This window comes from Rathayibacter sp. VKM Ac-2927 (genome assembly GCF_022815525.1).
Classification (GTDB): domain Bacteria; phylum Actinomycetota; class Actinomycetes; order Actinomycetales; family Microbacteriaceae; genus Rathayibacter; species Rathayibacter festucae.
The window spans coordinates 492,361-517,399 of record NZ_JALGRT010000003.1 but is presented as its reverse complement, the minus strand read 5'-3'; the positions used below and the strand labels follow the sequence as shown (position 1 = coordinate 517,399).

Genomic DNA, 25,039 nt, shown 5'->3' with positions numbered 1-25,039 from the left:
CGGCGCTCGGCCGCCCCGTCGCGGCTGTTCGCTCAGGGCTCAGCGCCGCCGGGGAGCCGCCCCGGTGGGCCGTCTAGGCTGGATCGCATGCCGGATCCTGCAGACCTCTTCGCGATCGAGGGCGACCTCGCCGACGTCCCGCGGGGCCTCCACCTCGTGGCCGGCCTCACCGGGTTCGCCGATGCCGGAGGTGCGGTCGGCCAGCTCGCCGAGCACCTGCACGGGACGCTCGAGCACCGGACCGTCGTCGAGTTCGACCCCGACCAGCTGCTCGACTACCGCGCACGCCGGCCGATCATCACCTTCGATCAGGACCACCTCACCGACTACACCCCGGCGAGCCTCCGCCTCTCGCTCGCGCACGACGAGCTGCACCAGCCCTTCCTCCTGCTCACCGGGTTCGAGCCGGACTACCAGTGGGAGCGCTTCACCCGGGCGGTGCTCGAGCTCATCGATCGGCTCGAGGTCGCGAGCACCACCTGGGTGCACGCGATCCCGATGCCCGTCCCGCACACCCGGCCGGTCGGCGTGACGGTCAGCGGCAACCGCGAGGACCTGATCGAGGCCATGTCGGTCTGGAAGCCGGTCACCCAGGTGCCCGCGAACGTCCTGCACCTGCTCGAGCTCCGCCTCTACGACCGGGCTCTCCCGGCCGTCGGCTTCGCCCTGCTGATCCCGCACTACCTCTCCGACACCGCCTACCCCCAGGCGGCCGTCGCCGCGCTCGAGAGCATCTCGGCGTCGACCGGGCTGATCTTCCCGACCGACAGCCTCCGCGAGAGCGGCCGCGAGTTCCTCTCGAAGGTCGACGAGCAGGTCGGCTCGAACGAGGAGCTGCAGAAGCTCGTCGCGGCGCTCGAGTCCCGGCACGACACCTACATGGAGGGGACGAGCCTGCGCTCGCCGCTCACCGACGAGGACGGCTTCGTCCCGACCGCCGACGCGCTCGCGGCCGAGCTGGAGAAGTTCCTGGCGATCAAGCGGCCCGGCGAGGAGCCCACGGCCCAGTAGCAGGCGAGCCGCGCTTGGTAGTCTCTGCCGAGTGCGATCTCGTCGAGCCTGGTTCGTCTTCGGTGCCGGTGCCTTCGCGTACCTGGTCGCCGTCCTCGACCGCACGACGCTCGGAGTGGCGGGCGTCGACGCGGCGGAGCGGTTCGGCATCTCCGCCGCGATGCTCTCCTCGCTCGCCGTCGTCCAGCTGATCGTCTACGCCGGGATGCAGATCCCGGTCGGCATCCTCATCGACCGCTTCGGCCCGAAGACGCTGATCCTCAGCGGGACCGCGCTGATGATGGTCGGCCAGATCGTCCTGGCCTTCGCGCCGTCCCTCGGCGTCGCGATCGTCGGACGGATCCTGGTGGGTGCGGGCGACGCCGCGATCTTCACCTCGGTGATCCGACTGACCGTGACCTGGTTCAGCGGACCGATCGTCCCGCAGCTCTCGCAATGGATCGGCAACATCGGCCAGGTCGGCCAGATCCTCTCCGCCCTGCCGTTCGCCGCGATCCTGCACGCGGCGGGCTGGACTCCCGCCTTCCTCTCCGTCGCCGGGATCGGCGCCGTCGCCTTCCTCGGCGTGCTCCTGCTGATCACCGACGTCCCGCCGCGGACCGAGCCGATCGTCCTGGTGCCGCCGACGCTCCGCGCCACGATCGCCCAGCTGGGTGTCAGCCTGCGCCGCCCGGGCACGCAGCTCGGCTTCTGGTCGCACTTCGTGACGCAGTCCTCCGGCACCGTGTTCACGCTGCTCTGGGGGTATCCCTTCCTCGTCTACGCGATCGGACTGGAGCCGGGCGTCGCGGCTCCGACGCTGACGATCGTCGTGGTCGCCGGCATCGTCGTCGGCCCGATCCTCGGCGTCCTCACCGCCCGGCACCCGATGCGGCGGAGCAACCTCGTGCTCGGCATCGTCTCGGCGATGGCGGTGGCCTGGACGGTCGTCCTGCTCTGGCCGGGGGTCCCGCCGTACTGGCTGATCGTCCTCCTGCTGATCGTGATCGGCGCGGGCGGGCCGGGATCGATGATCGGCTTCGACTTCGCCCGCACCTTCAACCCGTCCCGGAGCCTCGGCGCCGCGAACGGCGTGGTGAACGTCGGCGGCTTCCTCGCGAGCTTCACGATGATGTTCCTGATGGGGCTGCTGCTCGACTCGCTGGCAGGGCCGGGCGCGGACTCCGCCCGGCTCTACTCGATGGACCACTTCCGGCTCGCCTGGTGCATCCAGTACGTCGTCGTCGGCCTCGGAGTGATCGGACTGGTCACCGCTCGCCGCAGGACGCGGCGCCGGCTCGCCGAGGACGAGGGAATAACGGTGGCCCCTCTGTGGGTTGCATTGAACGACCGTCTCCGTCGTGGCCGCGCAGGACGCTGACTGTCGGACCCGCCCTTCCCCGTCCTTCCGCGAGGCCCCGCATGGTCTCGCGTCGGACTCCTCCCGGAGTGCCGAAGCCCTGAGCGCACGGCCGCACTACTCAGGCGTGCAATAATTGTCAATAGGACCCGTTCGGGTCGAGGAGCACGGCGCCCACGTCGGGCGTGCGATCCCCTCGACTTGACATGGGTCCTCGTAATGCCCACCGACGGACGACGCCTCCCGGCCTCGCCCGCAGCCGGGACGCAACGGATGGAGAGGTGCCGCCATGGCCACCAGAGCTACCAAGACCGCAACGCTCGACGCCGTCGACGACGACGTGACGACGACCAAGAAGCCCGCCGCGCGCAAGCCGGCGGCCAAGACCACGCGCGCCCGCGCCACCACCAAGGCCGCGGCCCCCGCCGCGACGGAGGAGGAGCCCACCGAGCCCGAGGACGTCGACGGCGACGCCGACGCCGAGGAGGAGACCGCGGTCGTGGTCGAGGAGACCGAGACCGAGACCAAGGACGACACCGAGACGCCGGTCGTCGCGGCCGCCGCTCCGGCCGAGCCTCTGCCCAGCGGCGCGCTCGTCCTCTCCTTCGGCGGCGACGACGACGAGGTCCCCGTCTACTCGACGGCGATCACCGGCGCCACGGCCGACCCGGTCAAGGACTACCTGAAGCAGATCGGCAAGGTCGCGCTCCTGAACGCGGCCGAGGAGGTCGAGCTCGCGATGCGCATCGAGGCGGGCCTCTTCGCCGAGGACAAGCTCGCCAACTCGAGCGACCTCAGCCCGGAGCTCGTCCGCGAGCTGCGCTGGGTCGCGAAGGACGGGCAGCGGGCCAAGAGCCACCTGCTCGGCGCGAACCTCCGCCTCGTGGTCAGCCTCGCCAAGCGCTACACCGGCCGCGGCATGCAGTTCCTGGACCTGATCCAGGAGGGCAACCTCGGTCTGATCCGCGCGGTGGAGAAGTTCGACTACACCAAGGGCTTCAAGTTCTCGACCTACGCGACGTGGTGGATCCGCCAGGCGATCACCCGCGCGATGGCCGACCAGGCCCGCACCATCCGCATCCCCGTGCACATGGTCGAGGTCATCAACAAGCTCGCCCGCGTCCAGCGCCAGATGCTGCAGGACCTGGGCCGCGAGCCCACGCCCGAGGAGCTGTCCCGAGAGCTCGACATGACCCCCGAGAAGGTCATCGAGGTGCAGAAGTACGGTCGCGAGCCGATCTCGCTGCACACCCCCCTGGGTGAGGACGGCGACAGCGAGTTCGGCGACCTCATCGAGGACACCGAGGCGGTCGTGCCGGCCGACGCGGTGGGCTTCACGATGCTGCAGAAGCAGCTCGAGTCGCTGCTGGACTCCCTCTCCGAGCGCGAGGCCGGCGTGATCCGCATGCGCTTCGGCCTGGGCGACGGCATGCCCAAGACGCTCGACCAGATCGGCGACACCTTCGGCGTGACGCGCGAGCGCATCCGCCAGATCGAGTCCAAGACGATGGCCAAGCTCCGCCACCCGTCCCGCTCGCAGTCGCTCCGCGACTACCTCGAGTAAGCCGGTGATCCGCTACGCGCCGGCGGTCCTCCTCGGGAGGGCCGCCCGGTTCGCAGCGCGCGTCCGCAAGCCCGGCGGAGGCTCCGCCGTGCCCGGACTCGTCGTGAACCGCCTCGCGCCGGGCTTCCTCCCGGCCGTGCTCGACGGCTTCACCGACGGCCTCGTCGTCGTCACCGGCTCGGCCGGGAAGTCGACGACGACCAAGATGCTCGTGGCGGTGCTCCGTGCCCACGGGCTGCGGGTCTTCACCAACCCCTCCACCGCGAACATCGCGCAGGGACTGACCTCGGCGTTGCTCGAGCGCACCGACCTCCGCGGGCGGATCGACGCGGACATCGCCGTCCTGGAGATGGACGAGGGCCACGGCGCCCGGCTCGCGCCGCGCATGAGCCCGCGCGTCGTGCTGCTCACCAACGTGGTCGTCGACCAGATCGACCGCTTCTTCGACCCGGCCATGGTCGCCCGGATGCTCGCGACCATCGCGACCCGGGCCACGGGACCCGTCGTCCTCAACGCGGACGACCGCCACGTCGCCGACATCGCGACGAGCCTGCCCAGCGATCGCCTGCGCTGGTACGGCACCTCGTCCGCCGTCCGCGATGCGGCTGTCGGGGGGCTCGGCTACGCGGCCGACGCCGAGGGCCAGGAGGGTCGTGCGACGACCGTCGTCGAGACCACGGCCGGTGCCGCCGCGACGATCCGGAGCGACGGCGACGTCCTCGACGTCCGCCTGCCCGCTCGCGGCGTGCACTACGCGGTCGACGCCGCCTCGGCGGTCTCCGCGGCCCGCGCGATCCTCGGCACCCGCTTCCTCCCGGCGACGACCGCCTCCGCGCTCTCGTCGATCGACCCCGTGTTCGGGCGCGGCGAGATCGTGACGGTGCGCGGCCAGGAGGTCGAGTTCGTCCTGGTGCAGAACCCGGCGAGCTACCGCCTGAACATCGCGGAGATCCCCGAGGGCACCGAGCAGATCATGCTCGCCCTCGGCTCGGACGTCCGCGACCCCTCCTACTTCTGGCCGGTCGACACCGCCCGCCTGGGGCGGGTCCGGGTCGTCTCCGGCTCGAAGGCGCACGAGGCCGCGCTGCAGCTGCGCTACGACGGGGTCGCGATCGACTCGGTCGACGACGACCTCGGCCGTGCGCTCGACGCCTTCCTCGCGCTGCCCGCGCCGAGCCACGGGCGGAAGACGATCGTCTTCTCCGCCGACTCGATGCGGCGCACCCGCGCCCACCTCCAGCTCGCCTCCAACCGCGAGGAGACCGCGTGACCACCCTGCTGATCGGCGTGCTCGCCCCCGACGTCCTGGACAGCAACGGCGATGCGGCGAACGCCCGCGTCCTCGCGGCACGCGCCGGCTGGGCCGGTCTCGACGCCCGCCTCCTGCCGCTGCGCGAGAAGGCCGACTTCGCCGAGCGCCCCGATGTGCTCGTGGCCGGCACGGGAGCGGACGAGGACCTGCCCGCCGTGCTCGACCTTCTCCGCGCCGTCGGCGACACGGTCCACGGCTGGGTGCGCGACGAGACCGAGGTCGTCGCCGTCGGCGCGGGCTGGGAGCTCCTCGCCGAGTCGTTCGCGACGCCCGAGGCCGTCGTCGCGGGCATCGGGGTCCTCCCCGGTCGTGCCGTGACCTCCGAGCGCACGACCGACGACCTCGTCGTCGAGTCCGCGGCGGGCGTCCTCGTCGGCTTCGAGAACCACGCCCGCCGTTTCGAGGGCATCGATCCCGCGCACGTCCTCGGCCGGGTGCTGCACGGCACCGGTGACGGCGGGGGAGCGGAGGGCTACGCCGCAGGTCGGCTTCTCGGCACGCACCTCCACGGCCCCGTGCTCGCGAAGAACCCCGCCCTCGCGGACGCGATCCTGACCCGGGTGGCCGGGCGGCACGGTCTGGCCTACTCGACGCAGGACGAGCGGATCCGCGCGGCGGATGAGACAGCTCGAGCCGCCCGCGAAGTGATCGCGAAGCGGCTCGGAGTCGGCCGGTAGGGAGTCCCGCTCCCCACCGGCGAGGTGGGCGGACTGACTAGGGGCGCTGCTCCTCGAAGAGGCGCGCCGACTCGTCGTGCCAGCTCTGGGCGATGCTGGAGAGCTTCTCCTGGTACTTCTTGCCGTGGTGCGCGCAGAACAGCAGCTCTCCGTTGTTCACCACGACACGGATGTAGGCCTGGGCTCCGCAGCTGTCGCAGCGGTCTGCCGCGGAGAGCTGCTGCGATCCAGCGAGCTCGTCCACGCCGTTCTGGGTTGCTGTGGTCGACATGACGTGGCCTCCTGCGCTCGGGTCTTCGACTTCGGTGGACTCGGCCTCTCGGCTCCGTCCTTCCCTTGGTCCAACCATCAAAGCACGCGGATGTTTCCCGGCAGAGTCGATCCCGTGGCATTTCGCTCTGCGCGTAGGTCCCCCGCCGCACTTCCCAGCCCGCGAGCACCGTGATCGCGCTCCGCCGCGCCGCGGCCGGGGTGTCGTCCCTCGAACCTAGACTGATCGGATGGCCTCCACCGACTACTCCGCACGGCACCTCTCCGTCCTCGAGGGCCTCGAGGCGGTGCGCAAGCGTCCCGGCATGTACATCGGCTCGACGGACTCCCGCGGGCTGATGCACTGCCTCTGGGAGGTCATCGACAACTCCGTCGACGAGGCCCTCGCCGGCCACGGCACCGAGATCAGCGTGGTGCTGCACGAGGACGGCAGCGTCGAGGTCCGCGACCGCGCCCGCGGCATCCCGGTCGACATCGAGCCCAAGACCGGGCTCACCGGCGTCGAGGTCGTCTTCACCAAGCTGCACGCGGGCGGCAAGTTCGGCTCCGGCTCGTACGCCGCCTCGGGCGGCCTGCACGGCGTGGGCGCCTCGGTCGTGAACGCCCTGTCGGAGCGGCTGGACGCCGAGGTCGACCGCGACGGCCGCACCTACCGGATGTCCTTCCACCGCGGCGAGCCGGGCCGCTTCGCGGACTCGGGCGAGCCGACCCCGGACGCTCCGTTCTCGCCGTTCGAGAACGGCTCCGAGCTGGAGATCGTCGGCAAGGTGAAGAGGGGCGTCACCGGGACGCGGGTCCGCTACTGGGCGGACCGGCAGATCTTCACGAAGGGCGCCGCCTTCCAGACCGATGATCTCGTCACCCGGGCCCGGCAGACCGCCTTCCTGGTGCCGGGGCTCACGATCGACATCGTCGACGACCGCGAGGAGGAGCGCCGCGCTGAGATGTTCCGCTACGACGGCGGCATCTCGGAGTTCGTCGAGTTCCTCGCTCCGGACGCGGCCGTCACCGACGTGCTGCGGCTCACCGGCAGCGGCACCTTCACCGAGACCGTCCCGGTGCTCACCCCCGGCGGCGCGATGGTGCCGACCGAGGTCGAGCGCACCTGCGAGGTCGACATCGCGCTGCGCTGGGGCACCGGCTACGAGACCGTGCTGCGCAGCTTCGTCAACATCATCTCGACGCCCAAGGGCGGCACCCACCAGACCGGCTTCGAGCAGGGGCTGCTGAAGCTGCTCCGCGCGCAGGTCGAGGCGAACGCCCGCAAGCTCAAGGCCGGCTCGGACAAGCTGGAGAAGGACGACGCCCTCGCGGGGCTCACCGCGGTGCTGACCGTGCGCCTCCCCGAGCCGCAGTTCGAGGGCCAGACGAAGGAGGTCCTCGGCACGCCGGCGGTGCGCGCGATCGTCGCGCAGACGATCACCTCGACCCTCGGCGCCGTCTTCGCCTCGACGAAGCGCGAGGACAAGGCGCAGATGTCGCAACTGCTCGAGAAGCTCGTCGCCGAGATGAAGTCGCGGATCTCGGCCCGCGCGCACAAGGAGACGCAGCGCCGCAAGAACGCGCTCGAGTCCTCCTCGCTGCCGGCCAAGCTCGTCGACTGCCGCAGCAACGACGTGGAGAACAGCGAGCTGTTCATCGTCGAGGGCGACTCGGCGCTGGGCACCGCGAAGCTCGCCCGCAACAGCGAGTACCAGGCGCTGCTGCCGATCCGCGGCAAGATCCTCAACGTGCAGAAGGCGAGCATCGCCGACATGCTCTCGAACACCGAGTGCGCCTCGATGATCCAGGTGATCGGGGCCGGGTCCGGTCGCTCCTTCGAGCTGCCGGCCGCGCGCTACGGGAAGATCATCCTGATGAGCGACGCCGACGTCGACGGCGCGCACATCCGCACGCTCCTGCTCACGCTGTTCTTCCGCTACATGCGGCCGCTGGTCGAGGCCGGCCGGGTCTTCGCCGCGGTGCCGCCGCTGCACCGCGTCGTGGTGATGAACTCCGGCAAGAAGCCGAACGAGACGATCTACACCTACTCCGAGAAGGAGCTGCAGGGCGTCCTCGCCGGGCTGTCGAAGGCGAACCGGCGCTACCAGGACCCCATCCAGCGCTACAAGGGCCTCGGCGAGATGGACGCCGACCAGCTCGCGCTGACGACCATGGACCGCTCGCGGCGGACGCTGCGCCGGGTGAAGGTCTCGGACGCCGAGAACGCGGGCCGGGTCTTCGAGCTGCTGATGGGCAACGAGGTGGCGCCGCGCAAGGACTTCATCGTCCGCGGCTCCGAGACGCTCTCGCGCGACCGCATCGACGTCTGACGGCCCCGCCCGTTCTCCGCCCCCCGCTGGTCGGGTAGCCGCGCTGCGGCGTCTCGAGACCCGTGCCTGCAGGACGGTGGATCTCGATACGCCCTCTCCGAGGGCTACTCGATCAGCATGCAGGAGAGCAGTCGAGCAGTCGCGCAGCGGCCCTCCCCATGCTGGTCGAGTAGCCCCGGAGGGGCGTATCGAGACCCACGCCCTGCAGAGCGGTGGATCTCGATACGCCCTCTCCGAGGGCTACTCGATCAGCATGCGATCGCCGGTCTTCGCATGGCCGCGGTCTCGGCGTCGAGGAGAGCCTGCGCGTCGTCCGCGCGGGGTCAGAACTGCTCGGGAGCCGCGCCGATGCTGGCGACCGGGGCCGCGAGGGCGACGCCGGAGCCGTCGCGCTTCATCCCGGAGTCCGGGAGCGCCGCGACGCTGCCGTCGGCCTCGAGCGCGTGCGCCGGGCCGGGGCCGACCCAGGCGACGCCGAGGGCGGTCTCGCCCTTGAGGAAGCGCTGGGCGCGGACGCCGCCGGTCGCGCGGCCCTTGGGCGGGAACTCCGAGAACGCCGACACCTTGGCGCTGCCGGTGTCGGTGCCGGTGAGGGCCCAGCTGTCCACGGCGACGGTCGCGACGACCGTCTCGTCGCGCTCGGACTCGGGGACGACCGCGAAGGAGACGACCTCGTCGGTCTCGCTGATCTTGACGCCGGCCATGCCCGCCGCGGTCCGGCCCTGCGGACGCACCGCCGAGGCGGAGAAGCGCAGCAGCTGGGCCTCGCCGGTGACGAAGACGAGCTCGTCCTCGTCGGCCGACGGCGCGGCGCCGACGACCGCGTCCTTCGGCCGCAGGGCGATCAGCTCGATGTCCGGGCGGTTGGGCAGGTCGCCCGGGGCGACGCGCTTGACCGTGCCCTGCAGGGTGCCCAGCGCGATCGGGCGCGGGTCGTCGAGGGCGACCAGGGCGAGGACGCGCTCGTCCTTAGCAAGGTGGCTGAGGTAGTCGCTCATCCGGACGCCCGCGCCGAGCTGCACCGAGGAGGACGGGACGGACGGGACGTCGACGGGGGAGAAGCGCAGCAGGCGGCCCGCGGTGGTCACCGCGCCGATCTCGGCGCGCGTGGTGGTGTCGATCGTGCTGAGCACCGCGTCGTGCTTGCTGCGGCGGGTCGCGCGCTCGGGGTGCGGCGCCGCCTCCGGATCGCGGTCGATGCGCACCATCCGCCCGGTGGTGCTCAGTAGCACGCGGCAGGGCAGGTCGGCGATCTCGAGGACGGCGGCGGTCTTGCGTCCGGTCGTGGCGACGGAGGGGCGCGCCTCGGTGAGCAGCGTCCGGCGCGGCGTGCCGAGGCGCTGGGCGACGTCGTCGAGCTCGTCCGACACGAGTGCCTCGAGGCGGCTGCGGCTGGCCAGCAGCGCCTCGAGCTCGGCGATCTCGACGAGCAGGGTGTCGCGCTCGGTCTCGAGCTCGATCCGGGAGAACCTCGTCAGGCGGCGCAGCTGCAGCTCGAGGATGTACTCGGCCTGGATCGTGCTGAGGTCGAAGACCTCGATCAGCCGGGCCCGGGCGGCGGCGGTGTCGTCGCTCGCGCGGATCAGCTGGATGACCTCGTCGATGTCGAGGATCGCGATCAGCAGTCCCTCGACCAGGTGCAGCCGCTCCTGGCGCTTCCGGAGCCGGTACCGGGAGCGGCGGGTCACCACGGTCAGGCGGTGCCCGACGTAGACCTGCAGCAGCTCCTTGAGGCCGAGCGTGCGGGGCTGGCCGTCGACGAGGGCGACGTTGTTGATCGAGAAGGCGTCCTCGAGCGGGGTGTAGCGGTACAGCTGCTCCAGCACCGCCTCCGGGCTGAAGCCGGTCTTGATCCCGATCACGAGGCGCAGGCCGTTGTCGCGGTCGGTGAGATCGGTGACGTCGGCGATCCCGCTCAGCTTCTTGTTCTGGACGCCGTCCTTGATCTTGTCGATGACCTTCTCGGCGCCGACGAGGTAGGGCAGCTCGGTGACGACGAGGCCGGACTTCCGGGCGGTGATGCTCTCGACCGAGACGCGGGCGCGGGTCTTGAAGCTGCCGCGGCCGGTCGCGTAGGCGTCGCGGACGCCGGCGAGCCCGACGATCGTGCCGCCGCTGGGGAAGTCCGGGCCGGGGACGAACGACATCAGATCGTCCAGCGAGGCGTCGGGGTTCGCGATCAGGTGCCGCGCCGCTCCGATGACCTCGATCAGGTTGTGCGGGGCCATGTTGGTGGCCATGCCGACCGCGATGCCGCTCGCACCGTTGACGAGGAGGTTCGGGAACGCCGCGGGGAGCACCTCGGGCTGGTCGTGCGAGTTGTCGTAGTTGGGGACGAAGTCGACGACGTCCTCGTCGAGGTGCTCGGTCATCGCCGTCGCCGCGGCGGCGAGGCGGGCCTCGGTGTAGCGGGCGGCGGCGGGGCCGTCGTCGAGCGAGCCGAAGTTGCCGTGGCCGTCGACGAGCGGGACCCGGAGCGTGAACGGCTGCGCGAGGCGCACGAGCGAGTCGTAGATCGAGGCGTCGCCGTGCGGGTGAAGCTTGCCCATCACCTCGCCGACCACGCGGGCCGACTTCACGTGGCCGCGATCGGGGCGCAGGCCCATCTCGCTCATCATGTAGAGGATGCGGCGCTGCACGGGCTTCAGGCCGTCGCGGGCGTCGGGCAGGGCGCGCGAGTAGATCACCGAGTAGGCGTACTCGAGGAACGACCCCTCCATCTCGGCCGAGACGTCGACGTCCTCGATGCGCTCGGTCAGGGAGGATCCGGAGGGAGGGGGTGCAGCGTTCATGTCTCACTTCGGTAGCGGGCGCGGGCACGGCGGGGCACGCTCCGCGGAGGGGCGCAGCGTGCGAAACTGGGCGCGATGACCCCCATGCTACCGGCCGTCCCCGCCGGGCGGCGGAGCCTCGCCGACGTCCTCCCCGGCGCTCTCGACGCCCTCCTCGGCCGCCCGGGGACCTTCGGCTCGCCGCGCGTCGAGCGGATCGTCGTCGTCCTCGTCGACGGCCTCGGAGCGGCCAACCTGCGCCAGCGCGCCGGGCACGCCCGCACGCTCGCGCCCGCGCTCACCAAGGCCACGACCCTCGTCTCCGGCTTCCCGACGACGACCGCGGCGGCCCTCGCGAGCCTCACCACGGGCCGGCGCCCCGGGGAGCACGGGATGGTCGGCTACCGCGTGCTCGACCGCGCGCACGACCGCCTGGTGAACCAGCTCTCCGGCTGGGACGAGCGGATGGTCCCCGAGCAGTGGCAGCCGCACCCCACCGTCTTCGAGCGCGCCGTCGAGGCGGGTGTCGCGGCGAGCGTCATCGGCGCCGCCCGCTACGCGCACTCGGGGCTCACCCGGGCGATCCTGCGCGGCGCCGAGTACCGGGTCGCCGGGGGAGTCGCCGAGCGCTTCGCCGCGGCGCGCGACCTGCTCGACCGGGGCGGCCGGCAGCTGGTCTACCTCTACGTCCCCGAGCTCGACATGACCGCGCACGCGCGCGGCTGGGAGTCGCCGGAGTGGACGACCGCCCTGGAGCAGCTCGACGGCGAGGTCGCGGGCTTCGTCCGCGGACTCTCCGGCCGCGAGGGCGTGCTCGTCACCGCCGACCACGGCGTGCTCGACGTCCCCGCCTCGTCGCACGTCCTCGTGCGCGATCCCGCGCTCCTCGAGGGCGTCCGCCACCTGGCCGGCGAGCCGCGCTGCCTGCAGCTGCACCTCGAGGCCGGGATCGATCCCGCGGCGGTCGCGGCGCGCTGGAGCGACGCGGAGGGCTCCCGCGCCTGGATCGCGACCCGCGACGAGGTCGCGGCGAGCGGCTGGTTCGGCGAGATCGGCGCCCCGGCGGCGGAGCGGATGGGCGACGTCTTCGTCGCCGCGCGGAAGGCGATCGCCTACTACTCGGCGGAGGACGCCTCCGGCCGGTCGATGATCGGCCAGCACGGCTCGCTCACCCCCGAGGAGACCCAGGTGCCGCTGCTCGGCTTCGGCGCGCTCTCCGGGATCTGAGTCCCGGGAGCGCGCTCGCCCTCTCAGGCGTCGACCGGTCAGGCGTCGACCGGTCAGTCGTCGCTGCGGGCCCCGAAGACGATCTCGTCCCAGCTCGGGATGGCGGCCCGGCCTCGGCGCATCGAGGTGCGTCCGCTCGCGGCGGGGTGCTCGGCGGCGGGTGCTGCGGGGCGCTCGGGCTCGGGGGCCTTCGGGGCGACGACCGCGGGGGCCTCCGGCTGCGGCTCCTCGCGCACCCGCGCCGAGGAGGCGTGGTCGCGCTCCCCGCGACGGCGCCGGAGCGCGTCGAGGAGATCAGCCGTGTCGTTGAGGTTGCGCTCGCGCTGCTCGGTCGTGCTGGTCACCGGGCGGGGGAGCGTGGAGACCGGACGCGGCGTGTCCGACAGGGCCGGCTGCGGCTCGGTGTCGGAGGGCCGGGAGGCGGCGGGACGGGAGTGCGGGAGGCGCGAGGGCCCCTGGCGCTCGGAGCCCGCACGCTCGGAGCCCGTGCGCTCGGGGCGCGACGGCTCCGCGGGCTTCGCGAACGCGTCGGTGTCGAAGCGGGTCGCCAGCTCGTCGACCGCGGCGGGGATGACGGCGCGCAGGCGCGGGATGAGCGTCGGCCGGATCTCGCCCTGCTGGGAGAGCGTGGTCGCCTCGGCGGTGAGGGGGGAGAGGAGCGCCTTCTTGGGGTCGAAGCGCCAGCGGGCGTCGTGGTCGATCTCGTCGGAGCGGAAGAGCAGCTTGACGACCCAGCCCTCCTCCTCCTTCCAGCTCGACCACTGCTCGCCGTCGGCGCCGAGGGCGCCCAGGCGCTCGCGGATGACGTCGCCGAAGGGCGTGCCCTCCTCGAGCGGGTCGGGGTCGGCGCTGGTGTAGACGCGGACCGCCAGGGCGGAGGCGACGATGTGCTCGCGCTCGGCCGTGACCGGGCCCTCGAAGCGGGCGACGTAGTCGAGGTCGGCGCCGGTGAGCTCGGCGACCTCCTCGGCGGAGAGGCCCGAGCGGATGTGCGACTGGATCTCGCGGGGCGACACGCGCTTCTCCCGCGGGGGCAGCGAGTGCACGCGCGGGCGCAGCTGGCTCTGCAGCGTCTCGTCGATGCGGACGGAGAACCGCTCACCGCCGTCCGAGACGAGGACGAGCGATCCGCTCTCGACGCCGATCACCTTCAGTTCCATCATCGTGCTGGACCTCCTTCTGGCCGCGGACGAGCCCGTGCCTGCCGCGAACCGGCTCAGGATCGCACGCCGACGGGCCGTTCCCCGGGAATACCGCGGGCGGGTCGAAAGTTGGTGCGGAGGAGGGCGCGGCAGCGGCTGTCAAGACGCGTTCGAAGCGGTTTGCGCATCGATACTTCTTGATGCACACTGTCCCCGCCGATTTGTTGAACGACTGAATTTAAGAAGTGGATGGGAATGGCTACGGACTACGACGCCCCCCGCAAGACCGATGACGACTCCGAGTCGATCGAGGCCCTGAAGGAGCGAGTCCCCGACAAGATGTCCGGTGTCGTCGACGTCGATGACGCCGACAACCCGGGCGGATTCGAACTGCCCGGTGCCGATCTGTCCGACCTCGATCTGGACGTCGTGGTCCTTCCGCCGCAGGCGGACGAGTTCACGTGCGTCAGCTGCTTCCTGGTGAAGCACCGCTCGCAGATCGACCACGAGGAGAAGCTCGGCCCGATCTGCCTGGAGTGCGCCGCCTAGGCCTCTCCCGGCTCCGAAAGACCAGCGCCCCGTCGCCGTGATCCCTCCCGGATCGCGGCGACGACGTCGTTGGGGCGCCTGCTCGACAGCAGCCAGTACGGCGTCGGGTCGGCGGGGTCCTCGATCGGGACCCGGACGACGTCGCGCACCCAGCCGCGGATGACGAGGAACGCCCTGGCGTCCAATCGCGGTCCGCGCTGAGCGAACGCCCGCTCGCCGGTGAAGGCGACCGCGTCGCCCACCAGCTCGAGCGGGATGTGCGCCCGGCCCGCCCGCAGCTCGCCGTCGACGACCTCGATGGTCGGCGACGTGGCCAGCAGCGTGCCGACGGTGCCGCCGTAGAGCACCAGCGCGACGAGGAAGCCGACGGACAGGTCGATCGGCGCGAAGACCAGGATGCTGGCGGGGATCACGAGGGCGGTGGAGACGAAGAGCCAGGGCGCGGGCCACAGCCTCTCTCGGTAGGACGGCATGTCCCTATTGCATCAGACGATTGGTCTACCCTCGTCACGTGAACGAAACCGTCGACGTCCCGATCCGCGCGGACGAGGTCCCGTTCTACGCCCACCCCGGTGACGCCGGAGCCGATCTGCGCTCCACGGAGGAGCTCGTGCTCGCTCCCGGCGAGCGGGCGAGCGTCGGCACCGGGGTCTCGATCGCCCTGCCCGACGGTCACGTCGGCTTCGTCGTGCCGCGCAGCGGGCTGGCCTTCAAGCACGGCCTCACGATCGTGAACGCGCCCGGCACCATCGACGCCGGCTACCGCGGCGAGATCCGCGTGGCGCTCCTGAACACCGACGCCCGCGAGCCTTACCGCATCGCCGCGGGCGACCGGATCGCGCAGCTCGTCATCCTGCCCGTCGTCCGGGCCCGCTTCACCGCCGTCGAGGAGCTGCCGGACTCCGTCCGCGGCACCGGCGGCTTCGGCTCGACCGGCTACGCCACCGCAGCACCAGCAGACGCCCGCACCAACGAGGAGAACGCATGAGCGACATCCAGCCCGCCGGCACCGAGGACGCGGCCGTCGAGACCGCCGCGCAGGACTTCGAGAAGTCCGCGCCCGCCGACCGCGCGGAGGCCGGCCCGCTCGACGAGCGCGAGGCCAACCCGGTCCGCCCCTACATCGACCTCGGCGGGGTGAAGGTGCTGCCCCGCGAGGGCATGCACATCCGCCTCGAGGTCGAGGAGGCGACCAAGCGCGTCATCGCCGTCGGCCTCGACTACGCCGGGTCCACCCTCCAGGTGCAGCCGTTCGCGGCACCGCGGTCCTCGGGCCTCTGGCACGAGATCCGCGGGCAGATCGCCGAGCAGATCGGTCGCCAGGGCGGCAGCACCGAGGAGCGCGAGGGCGTCTTCGGCCCGGAGATCGTCGCGCAGCTCCCGCTGGCCGGCGGCGGCGTGCGCGTCGCGCGCTTCGTCGGCGTCGACGGACCGCGCTGGTTCCTCCGCGGCGTGATCGCCGGCGCGGGGGCCACCGACGAGCAGGCCGCGGCCGCCGTCGAGGACCTCTTCCGCAGTGTCGTCGTGGTGCGCGGCTCCGGCCCGATGCCCCCGCGCGACCTCATCCCGCTCAAGATGCCGGACAGCGGCCAGACCCAGCAGAGCGCGAGCTGAGCGTGATGGGCGCCGAGGGCGACCCGCAGCCCGAGCGCGCCGATCAGCCCGAGCGGCTGGAGCGCGCAGGTCAGCCGGAGGTCGGCGAGGCGATCGCCAAGGCCGCCCGCCGCTCCGGACTCGGTGTCGTCGCCGACGGCGAGCCCTTCGACGGCCGCGCACTGCTCGGCTCGATGGGCGGCGTGCGCGGCATCCTCGAGGCCGTCGTGCCCGGCGTCGCCTTCGTCCTCCTCTTCACGATCACGGGCGAGCTCGTGCTCTCGCTGGTCGCCTCGGTCGGGATGGCCGTGCTGTTCACCGTCGCGCGGATCCTCGGGCGCACCCCGGTCATCCAGGCGGTCGGCGGTCTGCTCGGCGTCGTGATCTCGGCCGCCCTCGCGCTGATCACCGGCCGCGCGGTCGACAACTTCGTGCCCGGGCTGATCACCAACCTCGTCTACGGCCTCGTCTTCCTGGTGTCGGTGCTCGCGCGCTGGCCCCTGATCGGCGTCGCGGCCGGCTACCTGATGGGCGACGGAACGGCCTGGCGGGACGACCGCCGGAAGCGCCGGCTCTTCTCGCTGCTGACGCTCGCCTGGGCGGCCCTGTTCTTCGTGCGGCTCGCGGTGCAGTACCCGCTCTTCCTCGCCGGCGACGCCACGGCCCTGGGCACCTGGAAGCTCGTGCTCGGCCTGCCCCTCTACGCACCGCTGCTGGTGCTCACCGTCCTGGCCGTGCGAGCGGAGTACCGCGGCGCGGCGGAGCGGGACGAGGCGGCTCCGCCCGCCGAACGCGCGTAGAGTTGTCTCGACGTCAAGATAAATAGTTAGGTCCTCCTTGGTGGCGGGGCGCTGTGCGCGGTCGCCAAGATGGAGACGGATATGTGGGTGCGCCCGTCGGCGGAGCCCACGTCAGCGAAGGAGAGGGCGACGTGTCCGCGGTAGACAGCTTTGGATCGAAAGACAACCTGAAGGTCGGCTCGACCGACTACGAGGTGTTCCGCATCGACCGGGTCCCCGGTCACGAGAAGCTCCCGTTCAGCCTGAAGGTGCTGCTCGAGAACCTGCTCCGCACGGAGGACGGCGCCAACATCACGGCCGATCACATCCGCGCCCTGGGCGAGTGGGTCCCGGAGTCGGAGCCCGACACCGAGATCCAGTTCACGCCCGCGCGCGTCGTGATGCAGGACTTCACCGGTGTGCCCTGCATCGTCGACCTCGCCACCATGCGCGAGGCCGTCGCGGCCCTCGGTGGAGACGCGAACAGGATCAACCCGCTCGCGCCCGCCGAGATGGTCATCGACCACTCGGTCATCGCGGACCTCTTCGGCACCCCCGACGCCCTCGAGCGCAACGTCGAGCTCGAGTACGAGCGGAACGGCGAGCGCTACCAGTTCCTCCGCTGGGGCCAGACCGCGTTCGACGACTTCAAGGTCGTCCCGCCCGGAACCGGCATCGTCCACCAGGTCAACATCGAGTACCTGGCGCGCGTCACGATGACCCGCGAGGTCGGCGGCGTCCTCCGCGCCTACCCCGACACCTGCGTCGGCACCGACTCGCACACCACCATGGTGAACGGCCTCGGCGTGCTCGGCTGGGGCGTCGGCGGCATCGAGGCCGAGGCGGCCATGCTCGGCCAGCCCGTCTCGATGCTCATCCCCAAGGTCGTCGGCTTCAAGCTCTCCGGTGCCATCCCGGCCGGCGTGACCGCCACCGACGTCGTCCTGACGATCACCGAGATGCTGCGCAAGCACGGCGTCGTCGGCAAGTTCGTCGAGTTCTACGGCGCCGGCGTCGCCCAGGTGCCGCTCGCCAACCGCGCCACCATCGGCAACATGAGCCCCGAGTTCGGCTCGACCGCCGCGATGTTCCCCATCGACGACGTGACCCTCGACTACCTGCGCCTCACCGGCCGCAGCGACGAGCAGATCGCCCTGGTCGAGCAGTACTCCAAGCTGCAGAAGCTCTGGCACGACCCCGCGGTCGAGCCGGTCTTCAGCGAGTACCTCGAGCTGGACCTCAGCACGGTCGTCCCCTCGATCGCCGGGCCGAAGCGCCCGCAGGACCGCATCGAGCTCACCTCGGCGAAGACGCAGTTCGAGTCGGACCTCAACAACTACACCGACGTCACCCACGACATCGTCGACCTCACCCTCGCCGAGTCGTTCCCCGCGTCGGACCCGGGCGAGCTCCAGCCGCAGGACGAGTACAGCTCGCACTCGCACACCCACCGCTCGCACGCGCCGACCACCGCGTCGAAGCCGACGACCGTCGAGCTGGGCGAGGGCCACGAGAGCTTCACCATCGACCACGGCGCCGTCGCGATCGCCGCGATCACCTCGTGCACCAACACGTCGAACCCCTCGGTGATGCTCGCGGCCGGCCTGCTGGCCCGCAACGCCGCGCAGAAGGGCCTCAAGGCCAAGCCGTGGGTCAAGACCACGCTGGCGCCGGGCTCGAAGGTCGTCACCGACTACTACGAGAAGGCCGGGCTCACCGAGTCGCTCGAGGCCCTCGGCTTCTTCACGGTCGGCTACGGCTGCACCACCTGCATCGGCAACTCCGGCCCGCTGCTCGAGGAGATCTCGACCGCGGTGCAGGAGAACGACCTCGCCGTCACGGCCGTCCTCTCGGGCAACCGCAACTTCGAGGGCCGCATCAACCCCGACGTGAAGATGAACTACCTGGCGAGCCCGCCGCTCGTCATCGCCTACGCGCTCGCCGGCTCGATGAACTTCGACTTCGAGGTCGACGCCCTGGGCACCGACACCGACGGCAACGACGTCTTCCTTAAGGACATCTGGCCCGACGCGGCCGAGGTCCAGGCGACGATCGACTCCTCGATCGACAAGTCGATGTTCGACACGCAGTACGCCGGCGTGTTCGACGGCGACGAGCGCTGGCGCTCGCTGCAGACCCCCGAGGGCTCGATCTTCGAGTGGGACGAGGACTCCACCTACGTGCGGAAGCCCCCGTACTTCGACGGCATGACGATGGAGACGACTCCGGTCACCGACATCGCCGACGCCCGCGTGCTCGCCAAGCTGGGAGACTCGGTCACCACCGACCACATCAGCCCCGCCGGCTCGATCAAGGCCGACAGCCCGGCCGGTCAGTACCTCGCCGAGCACAGCGTGGACCGCAAGGACTACAACTCCTACGGCTCGCGCCGCGGCAACCACGAGGTGATGATCCGCGGCACGTTCGCGAACATCCGCCTGCGCAACCAGCTCCTGGACAACGTGGAGGGCGGCTACACCCGCGACTTCACGCAGGAGGGCGGCCCGCAGTCGTTCATCTACGACGCGTCGCAGAACTACCAGGCGCAGGGCACCCCGCTGGTGATCCTCGGCGGCAAGGAGTACGGCTCCGGCTCGTCGCGCGACTGGGCGGCCAAGGGCACCAGCCTCCTGGGCGTCAAGGCGGTCATCGTCGAGAGCTTCGAGCGGATCCACCGCTCGAACCTGATCGGCATGGGCGTCGTCCCGCTGCAGTTCCCGCAGGGCGAGACCTGGGCCTCGCTCGGGCTCGACGGCACCGAGTCGATCAGCATCTCGGGCATCGAGGCGCTGAACGAGGGCGTGACCCCGAAGACGGTCCACGTCGTCGCCTCGCCGACGTCCGACTCGCCCGAGGGCAAGCAGCCGATCGAGTTCGACGCGGTCGTCCGCATCGACACCCCCGGTGAGGCGGACTACTACCGCAACGGCGGGATCCTGCAGTACGTGCTGCGCTCCCTGGTCTGATTCCGAGCAGATCTGCGCGCCTCCCTGCAAGCCGGGGAGGCGCGCACCTGTTCCACCGGACCCCGTGCGTAGACTCGGGAGACGTCCACACCCCTCAGACATCCCCCGGAAAGGCGGCGCGAATGGCTGTTCTCGAGACCATCTCCGGACCGCGCGACCTCGACCGCCTGACCCGGACCGAGCTCGAGACGCTGGCGCTGGAGATCCGCGACTTCCTCGTGCGCGAGGTGTCCAAGACCGGCGGCCACCTCGGCCCGAACCTCGGCGTCGTCGAGACGACCATCGCGATCCACCGGGTCTTCGACTCGCCGCACGACGCGATCATCTTCGACACGGGGCACCAGTCCTACGTGCACAAGCTGCTGACCGGCCGCCAGGACTTCTCCGGCCTCCGGCAGCGCGGCGGACTCGCCGGCTATCCGCAGCGCTCCGAGTCGCCGCACGACATCGTCGAGAGCTCGCACGCGTCCAGCTCGCTGTCCTGGGCGGACGGCATCTCCCGCGCCTTCACGATGACCGGGCAGACCGACCGCCACGTGGTCGCCGTCGTCGGCGACGGCGCGCTCACCGGCGGGATGACCTGGGAGGCGCTGAACAACATCAGCGACGACAACTCCCGCGGGCTCGTCATCGTCGTCAACGACAACGGCCGCTCCTACGCCCCGACCATCGGCGGCATGGCGCGCTTCCTCAACGGCGTCCGCACCCGGCGCACCTACCGCACGCTGCACCGCGGCTCCCGCGCCGTCTCCGAGCGCCTGGGCGGCCCCGCAGCGGCGGTCTACCGCGGTGTGCGCGGTGGCCTGCACGGCTTCCTCAGCCGCTTCATCAACAACGAGGCGCTGTACTCCAACCTCGACATCAAGTACCTCGGCCCGATCGACGGACACGACCTCACCGCGATGGAGGAGGCGCTCCAGCAGGCGAAGGACTACGGCACGCCCGTGATCGTGCACGCGATCACGCAGAAGGGCAAGGGCTTCGAGCCCGCCGTCCAGGACCTCGCCGACCAGTTCCACGCGGTCGGCCAGATCGATCCCGAGACCGGCGAGCCGCTGAGCGCGAGCGGCGCCCGCTCCTGGACCTCGGTCTTCGCGGAGGAGATCGTCACCCTCGCGGACGAGGACCCGACGATCGTCGGCATCACCGCCGCCATGCTCCGCCCGGTCGGCCTCGACCGCCTCGCCGAGAAGTACCCGGACCGCGTGTTCGACGTCGGCATCGCCGAGCAGCACGCCGTGACCTCGGCCGCCGGCCTCGCCTTCGGCGGTCTGCACCCGGTCGTCGCGCTCTACGCGACCTTCGTCAACCGCGCCTTCGACCAGGTGCTGATGGACGTGGCGCTGCACCGCGCCGGTGTCACCTTCGTGCTCGACCGCGCCGGGGTCACCGGCCCCGACGGCCCGAGCCACCACGGCATGTGGGACCTCGCGATCCTCCAGGTCGTCCCGAACATCCGCCTCGCCGCGCCCCGCGACTCCGTCAGGCTGCGCGAGGAGCTGCGCGAGGCCGTCGGCGTGAAGGACGCCCCCACGGTCGTGCGCTTCTCCAAGGGCAACGTCGGCGACGAGATCGACGCGCTCGAGCGCCTCGTCGACGGCGTGGACGTGCTGCTGCGGTCGGAGCGGCAGGACGTGCTGATCGTCACCGTCGGCCCGATGGCCGCGATGGGCCTCGACGTCGCGCAGCGGCTCGCCGCGCAGGGCATCGGCGCCACCGTCGTCGACCCGCGCTGGGTCGTGCCGGTGCCGCGCAGCGTCATCGACCTCGCGGCCGAGCACCGCCTCGTGATCTCGATCGAGGACGGCGTCCGCGTCGGCGGCATCGGCACCCGGATCCGCCAGGACCTCCGCGAGGCCGGCGTCGACACGGCCGTCACCGAGCTGGGGCTGCCGGACCAGTTCCTCGACCACGCCAAGCGCGAGGAGATCCTCGAGGACGTCGGACTGACTCCGCAGCACATCGCCCGCGACGTCGTCGCCCAGGTGCTCGGCAGCAAGATCCCGGTCGCGCGCCCGCTGCCCGAAGAGGTCGCGGCGCACGACGACGCGCGCAAGGACTGAGTGCTCGAGGACTGAGCACGCTCCACGCACGAGAGAGGGCGCCCACCGGACCGGTGAGCGCCCTCCTGCGTTCCTGCGGTTACTCGACCCCGCGGATGGCCGGGTCGTGGAACGTGCCGCCGAAGGCGCGCTCGCTCGCGCCGACGCGGTCGAGGTAGGGCGTCAGGCCGCCCATCTGGAACGGGTAGCCGGCGCCGAGGATGAGGCAGAGGTCGATGTCCTCCGCGGCGTGCACGACGTCGTCGTCCAGCATCCGCTTCACCTCGTCGGCGAGGCCGGTCTCGACGCGCAGCCGCAGCTCCTCGGCGGTCATCGGGTCGGAGCCGCCCTGGACGATGGCGACGGCGCGCTTGTCCACGCCCTTCACCCGGCCCTTGGCGTCGCGCTCGAAGACGTGGCCGAGCTCCGCCAGGCGGTGCAGGTTGGCGCTGTCGTAGAAGCGGTCCGGGAAGGCGGCGTGGTGGGTGTCGAGCACGTGCGCGCCGACCTTGAGTCCGACGAGCTCGAGCAGCTCGAACGGCGTCATCGGCAGGCCGAACGGCTCGAGCGAGGCCTCGACGACCTCGAACGGGGTGCCGGTGTCGACGGCGTGCATCGCCTCGCCGAGCACCTTCGCCAGCACGCGGTTGACCACGAAGCCCGGGGTGTCGCGGGTGATGACGGCGTTCTTCTTCAGCTTCGCCGCCGTGACCATCGCGGTCGACAGCGTCTCGTCGTCGGTCTGCGGCGTGTTCACGACCTCGATCAGCGGCATCACCGCGACCGGGTTGAAGAAGTGGAAGCCGACCAGGCGCTCCGGGTGCTGCAGCCGCTCGCCGATCCGCTCGACCGAGAGTGACGAGGTGTTCGTCGCGAGGACGGCGGTGGGGGAGACGTAGCGCTCGATGTCGGCGAAGACCTCCTGCTTGACGGAGAGCTCCTCGAAGACGGCCTCGATGACCCAGTCGGCGTCGGCGAAGTCGGCGCGGTCGGTGGTGCCGGTGACGAGACCGCGGAGGCGGTTCGCGTCGTCCGGCGAGAGGCGGCCCTTGGCGAGCAGGGTGTCGATCTCGCCGACGATGCTCGCGACGCCGCGGTCCACCCGCTCCTGGTCGAGGTCGGTGATGACCACCGGCACCTGGAGGCGGCGGACGAAGAGCAGTGCGAACTGCGTGGCCATGAGACCCGCGCCGATGACGCCGACCTTGGTGACCGGCTTGGCGAGGCTCTTGTCCGGCGCGCCGGCGGGGCGCTTGGCCCGCTTCTGCACCAGGTCGAAGGCGTAGATGCTCGCGCGGAACTGGTCCCCGGAGACGAGGTCGGCCAGCGCCTCGTCCTCGGCGGCGAAGCCCTCCTCGCGGGTGCTGCTCTTGGCGGCCTTCAGCAGGTCGAGCGCGCGGTAGGGCGACGCGGCGACGGTGCCGATCTTCGACTCGAGCTGCTTGCGGGCGATCGCGATCGCGGCGTCCCACTTGACCAGGCGCTCGATCTTCCCGGGCACGTTCGGCCGCTTCACCTCGACGGTCCCGCCGAGGACGCCGTCTGCCCAGACCAGCGAGTTCTCGAGGAAGCTCGCGGAGGGGAAGATCGCGTCGGCGATGCCGAGGTCGAAGACGTCCTGGCCCTTGAGGGTCCGGTTGTTCTTCAGCGGGTTCTCGACGATCACCTTGAGGGCGTTCTCGATGCCGATCAGGTTCGGCAGCAGCCAGGCGCCGCCCCAGCCGGGGATGATGCCGAGGAAGACCTCGGGCAGCCCGAGCGCGGGGATCGAGGCGTCGACGGTGCGGTAGTCGGCGTTCAGAGCGATCTCGGTGCCGCCGCCGAGCGCGAGCCCGTTGATGAAGACGAACGAGGGGACGCCGAGCTCGGGCAGCAGGCCGAGGGTCTTGTGGCCCAGGCGCGCCAGCTGGCGGCCGATCTCGTGGCTCGGGATGCTGCCGACCTTGCTGAGGTCGGCGCCGGCGGCGAGGATGAACGGCTTGCCGGTCACGCCGACCGCCTGGATCTCGCCGGCCTTCGCGCGCGCCTGCTGGGCGAGCAGCACGTCGGCCAGCTCGAACAGCCCGGCGGGGCCGAAGGTGCTCGGCCGGGTGTGGTCGCGGTCGTTGTCGAGCGTGATCAGCGCCAGGACGCGGCCGCTGGGGAGCGGGACGTCGCGGACGTAGGAGTGGGTGACGACCTCGCCCTCGGCGAGTTCGACCAGGTCCTCGAATCCTTCGAGCATGGGTCAGCGTCCCTTCCGTCGTGCGCGCTTGCCGTCGAAGTGCGGGTTCTCCCAGATGACCGAGCCGCCCTGGCCGAGACCGACGCACATCGCGGTCAGGCCGTAGCGGACCTCGGGGTGCGCCTCGAACTGGCGGGCGAGCTGGATCATCAGCCGGACACCCGAGGAGGCGAGCGGGTGGCCGATCGCGATCGCGCCGCCGTACTCGTTGACCCGCGGATCGTCGTCGTCGATGCCGAAGTGGTCGAGGAAGGAGAGCACCTGCACGGCGAAGGCCTCGTTGAGCTCGAAGAGGCCGATGTCCTCGATGCCGAGCCCGGCCTTCTTCAGTGCCTTCTCGGTCGAGGGGACCGGGCCGATGCCCATGATCTCGGGCTCGACGCCGGCGAAGGCGAAACTGACCAGGCGCATCTTCTCGGGGAGGCCCAGCTCCTTCGCGGCGTCGGCGCTGGCGAGCAGCGAGACGGCGGCGCCGTCGTTGAGACCGGAGGAGTTGCCGGCGGTGACCCGGCCGTGCGGGCGGAACGGGGTGCGCAGATTCGCCAGCCCCTCGAGCGTGGTCTCGGGGCGGGGCGCCTCGTCGGCGGTGGCGAGGCCCCAGCCGGCGGCGCTGCGGGTGGCGACCGGGACGAGGTCGGGCTGGATGTCGCCGTTGCGGTAGGCCTCGGCCAGCTTCTGCTGGCTGCGCAGGGCGTAGTGGTCGGAGCGGCTCTTGGTGAGCTGCGGGAAGCGGTCGTGGATCTTCTCCGCGGTCTTGCCCATGTTGAGGGCCTCCTCGCCGACCAGGCGCTCGGAGAGGAAGCGCGGGTTGGGGTCGGCGTTGAAGCCCATCGGGTGGCGGCCCATGTGCTCGACGCCGCCGGCGATCACGACGTCGTAGGCGCCGAAGGCGATGCCGCCGGCGGTCGTGGTGACCGAGGTCATCGCTCCCGCGCACATCCGGTCGATCGCGTAGCCGGGGACCGAGCGCGGCAGGCCCGCGAGGAGCGCGGCGGTGCGGCCGAGGGTCAGGCCCTGGTCGCCCTGCTGGGTGGTCGCGGCGATGGCGACCTCGTCCACGCGCTCCTTGGGCAGGGCGGTGTTGCGCTCCAGCAGACCGATCATGGCCTTGACGACGAGGTCGTCGGCCCGGGTCTGCCAGTACATGCCCTTCTCACCGGCTCGTCCGAACGGAGTACGGACTCCGTCGACGAACACGACTTCGGATCTCTCGGCCACAGTGCCTCCTGAAAACGGGACGCCCTCTCGGAAACCGGACGTC

At 71.4% G+C, this 25,039-nt stretch carries 19 protein-coding genes; 13 read left to right on the top strand and 6 right to left on the bottom strand.

The features are described 5' to 3' along the window. Positions 1-87: 87 nt before the first annotated feature. The 5 genes from MT353_RS11550 (at position 88) to MT353_RS11530 (ending at position 5,903) form a co-directional block, all read left to right on the top strand. Entirely contained in the window at positions 88-1,011 is a 924-nt protein-coding gene (locus MT353_RS11550) for a proteasome assembly chaperone family protein (protein WP_123736935.1), read from the top strand. Positions 1,012-1,042: 31 nt separating this feature from the next. Further along, positions 1,043-2,371, top strand: coding sequence for a nitrate/nitrite transporter (locus tag MT353_RS11545; RefSeq protein WP_123736936.1), 1,329 nt, complete (start codon positions 1,043-1,045; stop codon positions 2,369-2,371). A 268-nt stretch (positions 2,372-2,639) separates the two neighbouring features. Continuing rightward, complete coding sequence (locus tag MT353_RS11540) at positions 2,640-3,914, top strand: RNA polymerase sigma factor (RefSeq protein ID WP_243624502.1); 1,275 nt, start codon at positions 2,640-2,642, stop codon at positions 3,912-3,914. An 88-nt stretch (positions 3,915-4,002) separates the two neighbouring features. After that, positions 4,003-5,184, top strand: a complete 1,182-nt coding sequence (locus tag MT353_RS21985; protein WP_243624501.1) for a Mur ligase family protein — start codon at positions 4,003-4,005, stop codon at positions 5,182-5,184. Continuing rightward, positions 5,181-5,903, top strand: a complete 723-nt coding sequence (locus tag MT353_RS11530; protein ID WP_243624500.1) for a cobyric acid synthase — start codon at positions 5,181-5,183, stop codon at positions 5,901-5,903. Before MT353_RS21985 ends, MT353_RS11530 begins: the two co-directional genes overlap by 4 nt. 37 nt (positions 5,904-5,940) lie before the next feature. Here MT353_RS11530 and MT353_RS11525 read toward each other — a convergent pair whose 3' ends face one another. Then, the gene (locus MT353_RS11525; protein ID WP_243624498.1) at positions 5,941-6,174 is read right to left on the bottom strand and encodes a hypothetical protein; all 234 of its coding nucleotides are present in this window, start codon (positions 6,172-6,174) and stop codon (positions 5,941-5,943) included. Positions 6,175-6,403: 229 nt separating this feature from the next. Here MT353_RS11525 and MT353_RS11520 point away from each other — a divergent pair, with 229 nt between their 5' ends. Then, on the top strand, positions 6,404-8,485 hold the full coding sequence (locus MT353_RS11520; protein WP_243624496.1) for a type IIA DNA topoisomerase subunit B: 2,082 nt from the start codon (positions 6,404-6,406) through the stop codon (positions 8,483-8,485). A gap of 323 nt (positions 8,486-8,808) precedes the next feature. On the opposite strand, the gene MT353_RS11515 is transcribed toward MT353_RS11520, so the two are convergent. After that, on the bottom strand, positions 8,809-11,277 hold the full coding sequence (locus tag MT353_RS11515; RefSeq protein WP_243624494.1) for a DNA topoisomerase (ATP-hydrolyzing) subunit A: 2,469 nt from the start codon (positions 11,275-11,277) through the stop codon (positions 8,809-8,811). Between the two features lie 75 nt (positions 11,278-11,352). On the opposite strand from MT353_RS11515, the gene MT353_RS11510 reads away from it, so the two are divergent. Further along, a complete protein-coding gene (locus tag MT353_RS11510; protein WP_243624492.1) occupies positions 11,353-12,483 on the top strand; it encodes an alkaline phosphatase family protein in 1,131 nt (376 codons plus the stop codon). Between the two features lie 53 nt (positions 12,484-12,536). Here MT353_RS11510 and sepH read toward each other — a convergent pair whose 3' ends face one another. Beyond that, positions 12,537-13,646, bottom strand: a complete 1,110-nt coding sequence (gene sepH / locus MT353_RS11505; protein WP_243599192.1) for a septation protein SepH — start codon at positions 13,644-13,646, stop codon at positions 12,537-12,539. 234 nt (positions 13,647-13,880) lie between these two features. Here sepH and MT353_RS11500 point away from each other — a divergent pair, with 234 nt between their 5' ends. Further along, positions 13,881-14,174, top strand: a complete 294-nt coding sequence (locus MT353_RS11500) for a DUF4193 domain-containing protein (protein ID WP_055792269.1) — start codon at positions 13,881-13,883, stop codon at positions 14,172-14,174. On the opposite strand, the gene MT353_RS11495 is transcribed toward MT353_RS11500, so the two are convergent. Next, positions 14,171-14,647, bottom strand: a complete 477-nt coding sequence (locus MT353_RS11495; RefSeq protein ID WP_159422932.1) for a DUF3093 domain-containing protein — start codon at positions 14,645-14,647, stop codon at positions 14,171-14,173. The genes MT353_RS11500 and MT353_RS11495 overlap by 4 nt on opposite strands. A 38-nt stretch (positions 14,648-14,685) precedes the next feature. On the opposite strand from MT353_RS11495, the gene dut reads away from it, so the two are divergent. From dut to dxs, 5 genes are all read left to right on the top strand, one after another. After that, positions 14,686-15,162, top strand: a complete 477-nt coding sequence (dut, locus tag MT353_RS11490) for a dUTP diphosphatase (RefSeq protein WP_123445857.1) — start codon at positions 14,686-14,688, stop codon at positions 15,160-15,162. After that, entirely contained in the window at positions 15,159-15,788 is a 630-nt protein-coding gene (locus tag MT353_RS11485; RefSeq protein WP_123445858.1) for a DUF3710 domain-containing protein, read from the top strand. The genes dut and MT353_RS11485 overlap by 4 nt, the downstream gene beginning before the upstream one ends. 5 nt (positions 15,789-15,793) lie before the next feature. After that, positions 15,794-16,567 (top strand): DUF3159 domain-containing protein, encoded by a 774-nt coding sequence (locus MT353_RS11480; RefSeq protein WP_243624491.1) that lies wholly within the window; start codon positions 15,794-15,796, stop codon positions 16,565-16,567. A gap of 131 nt (positions 16,568-16,698) precedes the next feature. Continuing rightward, positions 16,699-19,512: an aconitate hydratase AcnA gene (gene acnA, locus MT353_RS11475; protein WP_123445860.1), complete on the top strand. Its 2,814-nt coding sequence runs from the start codon at positions 16,699-16,701 to the stop codon at positions 19,510-19,512. A gap of 122 nt (positions 19,513-19,634) precedes the next feature. After that, positions 19,635-21,575 carry a 1-deoxy-D-xylulose-5-phosphate synthase gene (gene dxs, locus MT353_RS11470; RefSeq protein WP_243624490.1) on the top strand — a complete coding sequence of 647 codons (1,941 nt, stop codon included), beginning with the start codon at positions 19,635-19,637 and terminating at the stop codon, positions 21,573-21,575. Positions 21,576-21,654: 79 nt separating this feature from the next. On the opposite strand, the gene MT353_RS11465 is transcribed toward dxs, so the two are convergent. Then, entirely contained in the window at positions 21,655-23,778 is a 2,124-nt protein-coding gene (locus MT353_RS11465; RefSeq protein WP_243624489.1) for a 3-hydroxyacyl-CoA dehydrogenase NAD-binding domain-containing protein, read from the bottom strand. A gap of 3 nt (positions 23,779-23,781) precedes the next feature. Next, positions 23,782-24,996: a thiolase family protein gene (locus MT353_RS11460; protein ID WP_123445863.1), complete on the bottom strand. Its 1,215-nt coding sequence runs from the start codon at positions 24,994-24,996 to the stop codon at positions 23,782-23,784. Between the last annotated feature and the right edge of the window lie 43 nt (positions 24,997-25,039).

Coding starts and splice junctions, on each gene's coding strand:
- MT353_RS11525 (WP_243624498.1), bottom strand. CDS start 6,174: ATGTCGACCACAGCAACCCAGAACGGCGTGGACGAGCTCGCTGGATCG.
- MT353_RS11480 (WP_243624491.1), top strand. CDS start 15,794: ATGGGCGCCGAGGGCGACCCGCAGCCCGAGCGCGCCGATCAGCCCGAG.
- MT353_RS11465 (WP_243624489.1), bottom strand. CDS start 23,778: ATGCTCGAAGGATTCGAGGACCTGGTCGAACTCGCCGAGGGCGAGGTC.
- sepH (WP_243599192.1), bottom strand. CDS start 13,646: ATGATGGAACTGAAGGTGATCGGCGTCGAGAGCGGATCGCTCGTCCTC.
- MT353_RS11520 (WP_243624496.1), top strand. CDS start 6,404: ATGGCCTCCACCGACTACTCCGCACGGCACCTCTCCGTCCTCGAGGGC.
- MT353_RS11485 (WP_123445858.1), top strand. CDS start 15,159: ATGAGCGACATCCAGCCCGCCGGCACCGAGGACGCGGCCGTCGAGACC.
- dxs (WP_243624490.1), top strand. CDS start 19,635: ATGGCTGTTCTCGAGACCATCTCCGGACCGCGCGACCTCGACCGCCTG.
- MT353_RS11540 (WP_243624502.1), top strand. CDS start 2,640: ATGGCCACCAGAGCTACCAAGACCGCAACGCTCGACGCCGTCGACGAC.
- MT353_RS11510 (WP_243624492.1), top strand. CDS start 11,353: ATGACCCCCATGCTACCGGCCGTCCCCGCCGGGCGGCGGAGCCTCGCC.
- MT353_RS11515 (WP_243624494.1), bottom strand. CDS start 11,277: ATGAACGCTGCACCCCCTCCCTCCGGATCCTCCCTGACCGAGCGCATC.
- MT353_RS11550 (WP_123736935.1), top strand. CDS start 88: ATGCCGGATCCTGCAGACCTCTTCGCGATCGAGGGCGACCTCGCCGAC.
- MT353_RS11495 (WP_159422932.1), bottom strand. CDS start 14,647: ATGCCGTCCTACCGAGAGAGGCTGTGGCCCGCGCCCTGGCTCTTCGTC.
- MT353_RS11500 (WP_055792269.1), top strand. CDS start 13,881: ATGGCTACGGACTACGACGCCCCCCGCAAGACCGATGACGACTCCGAG.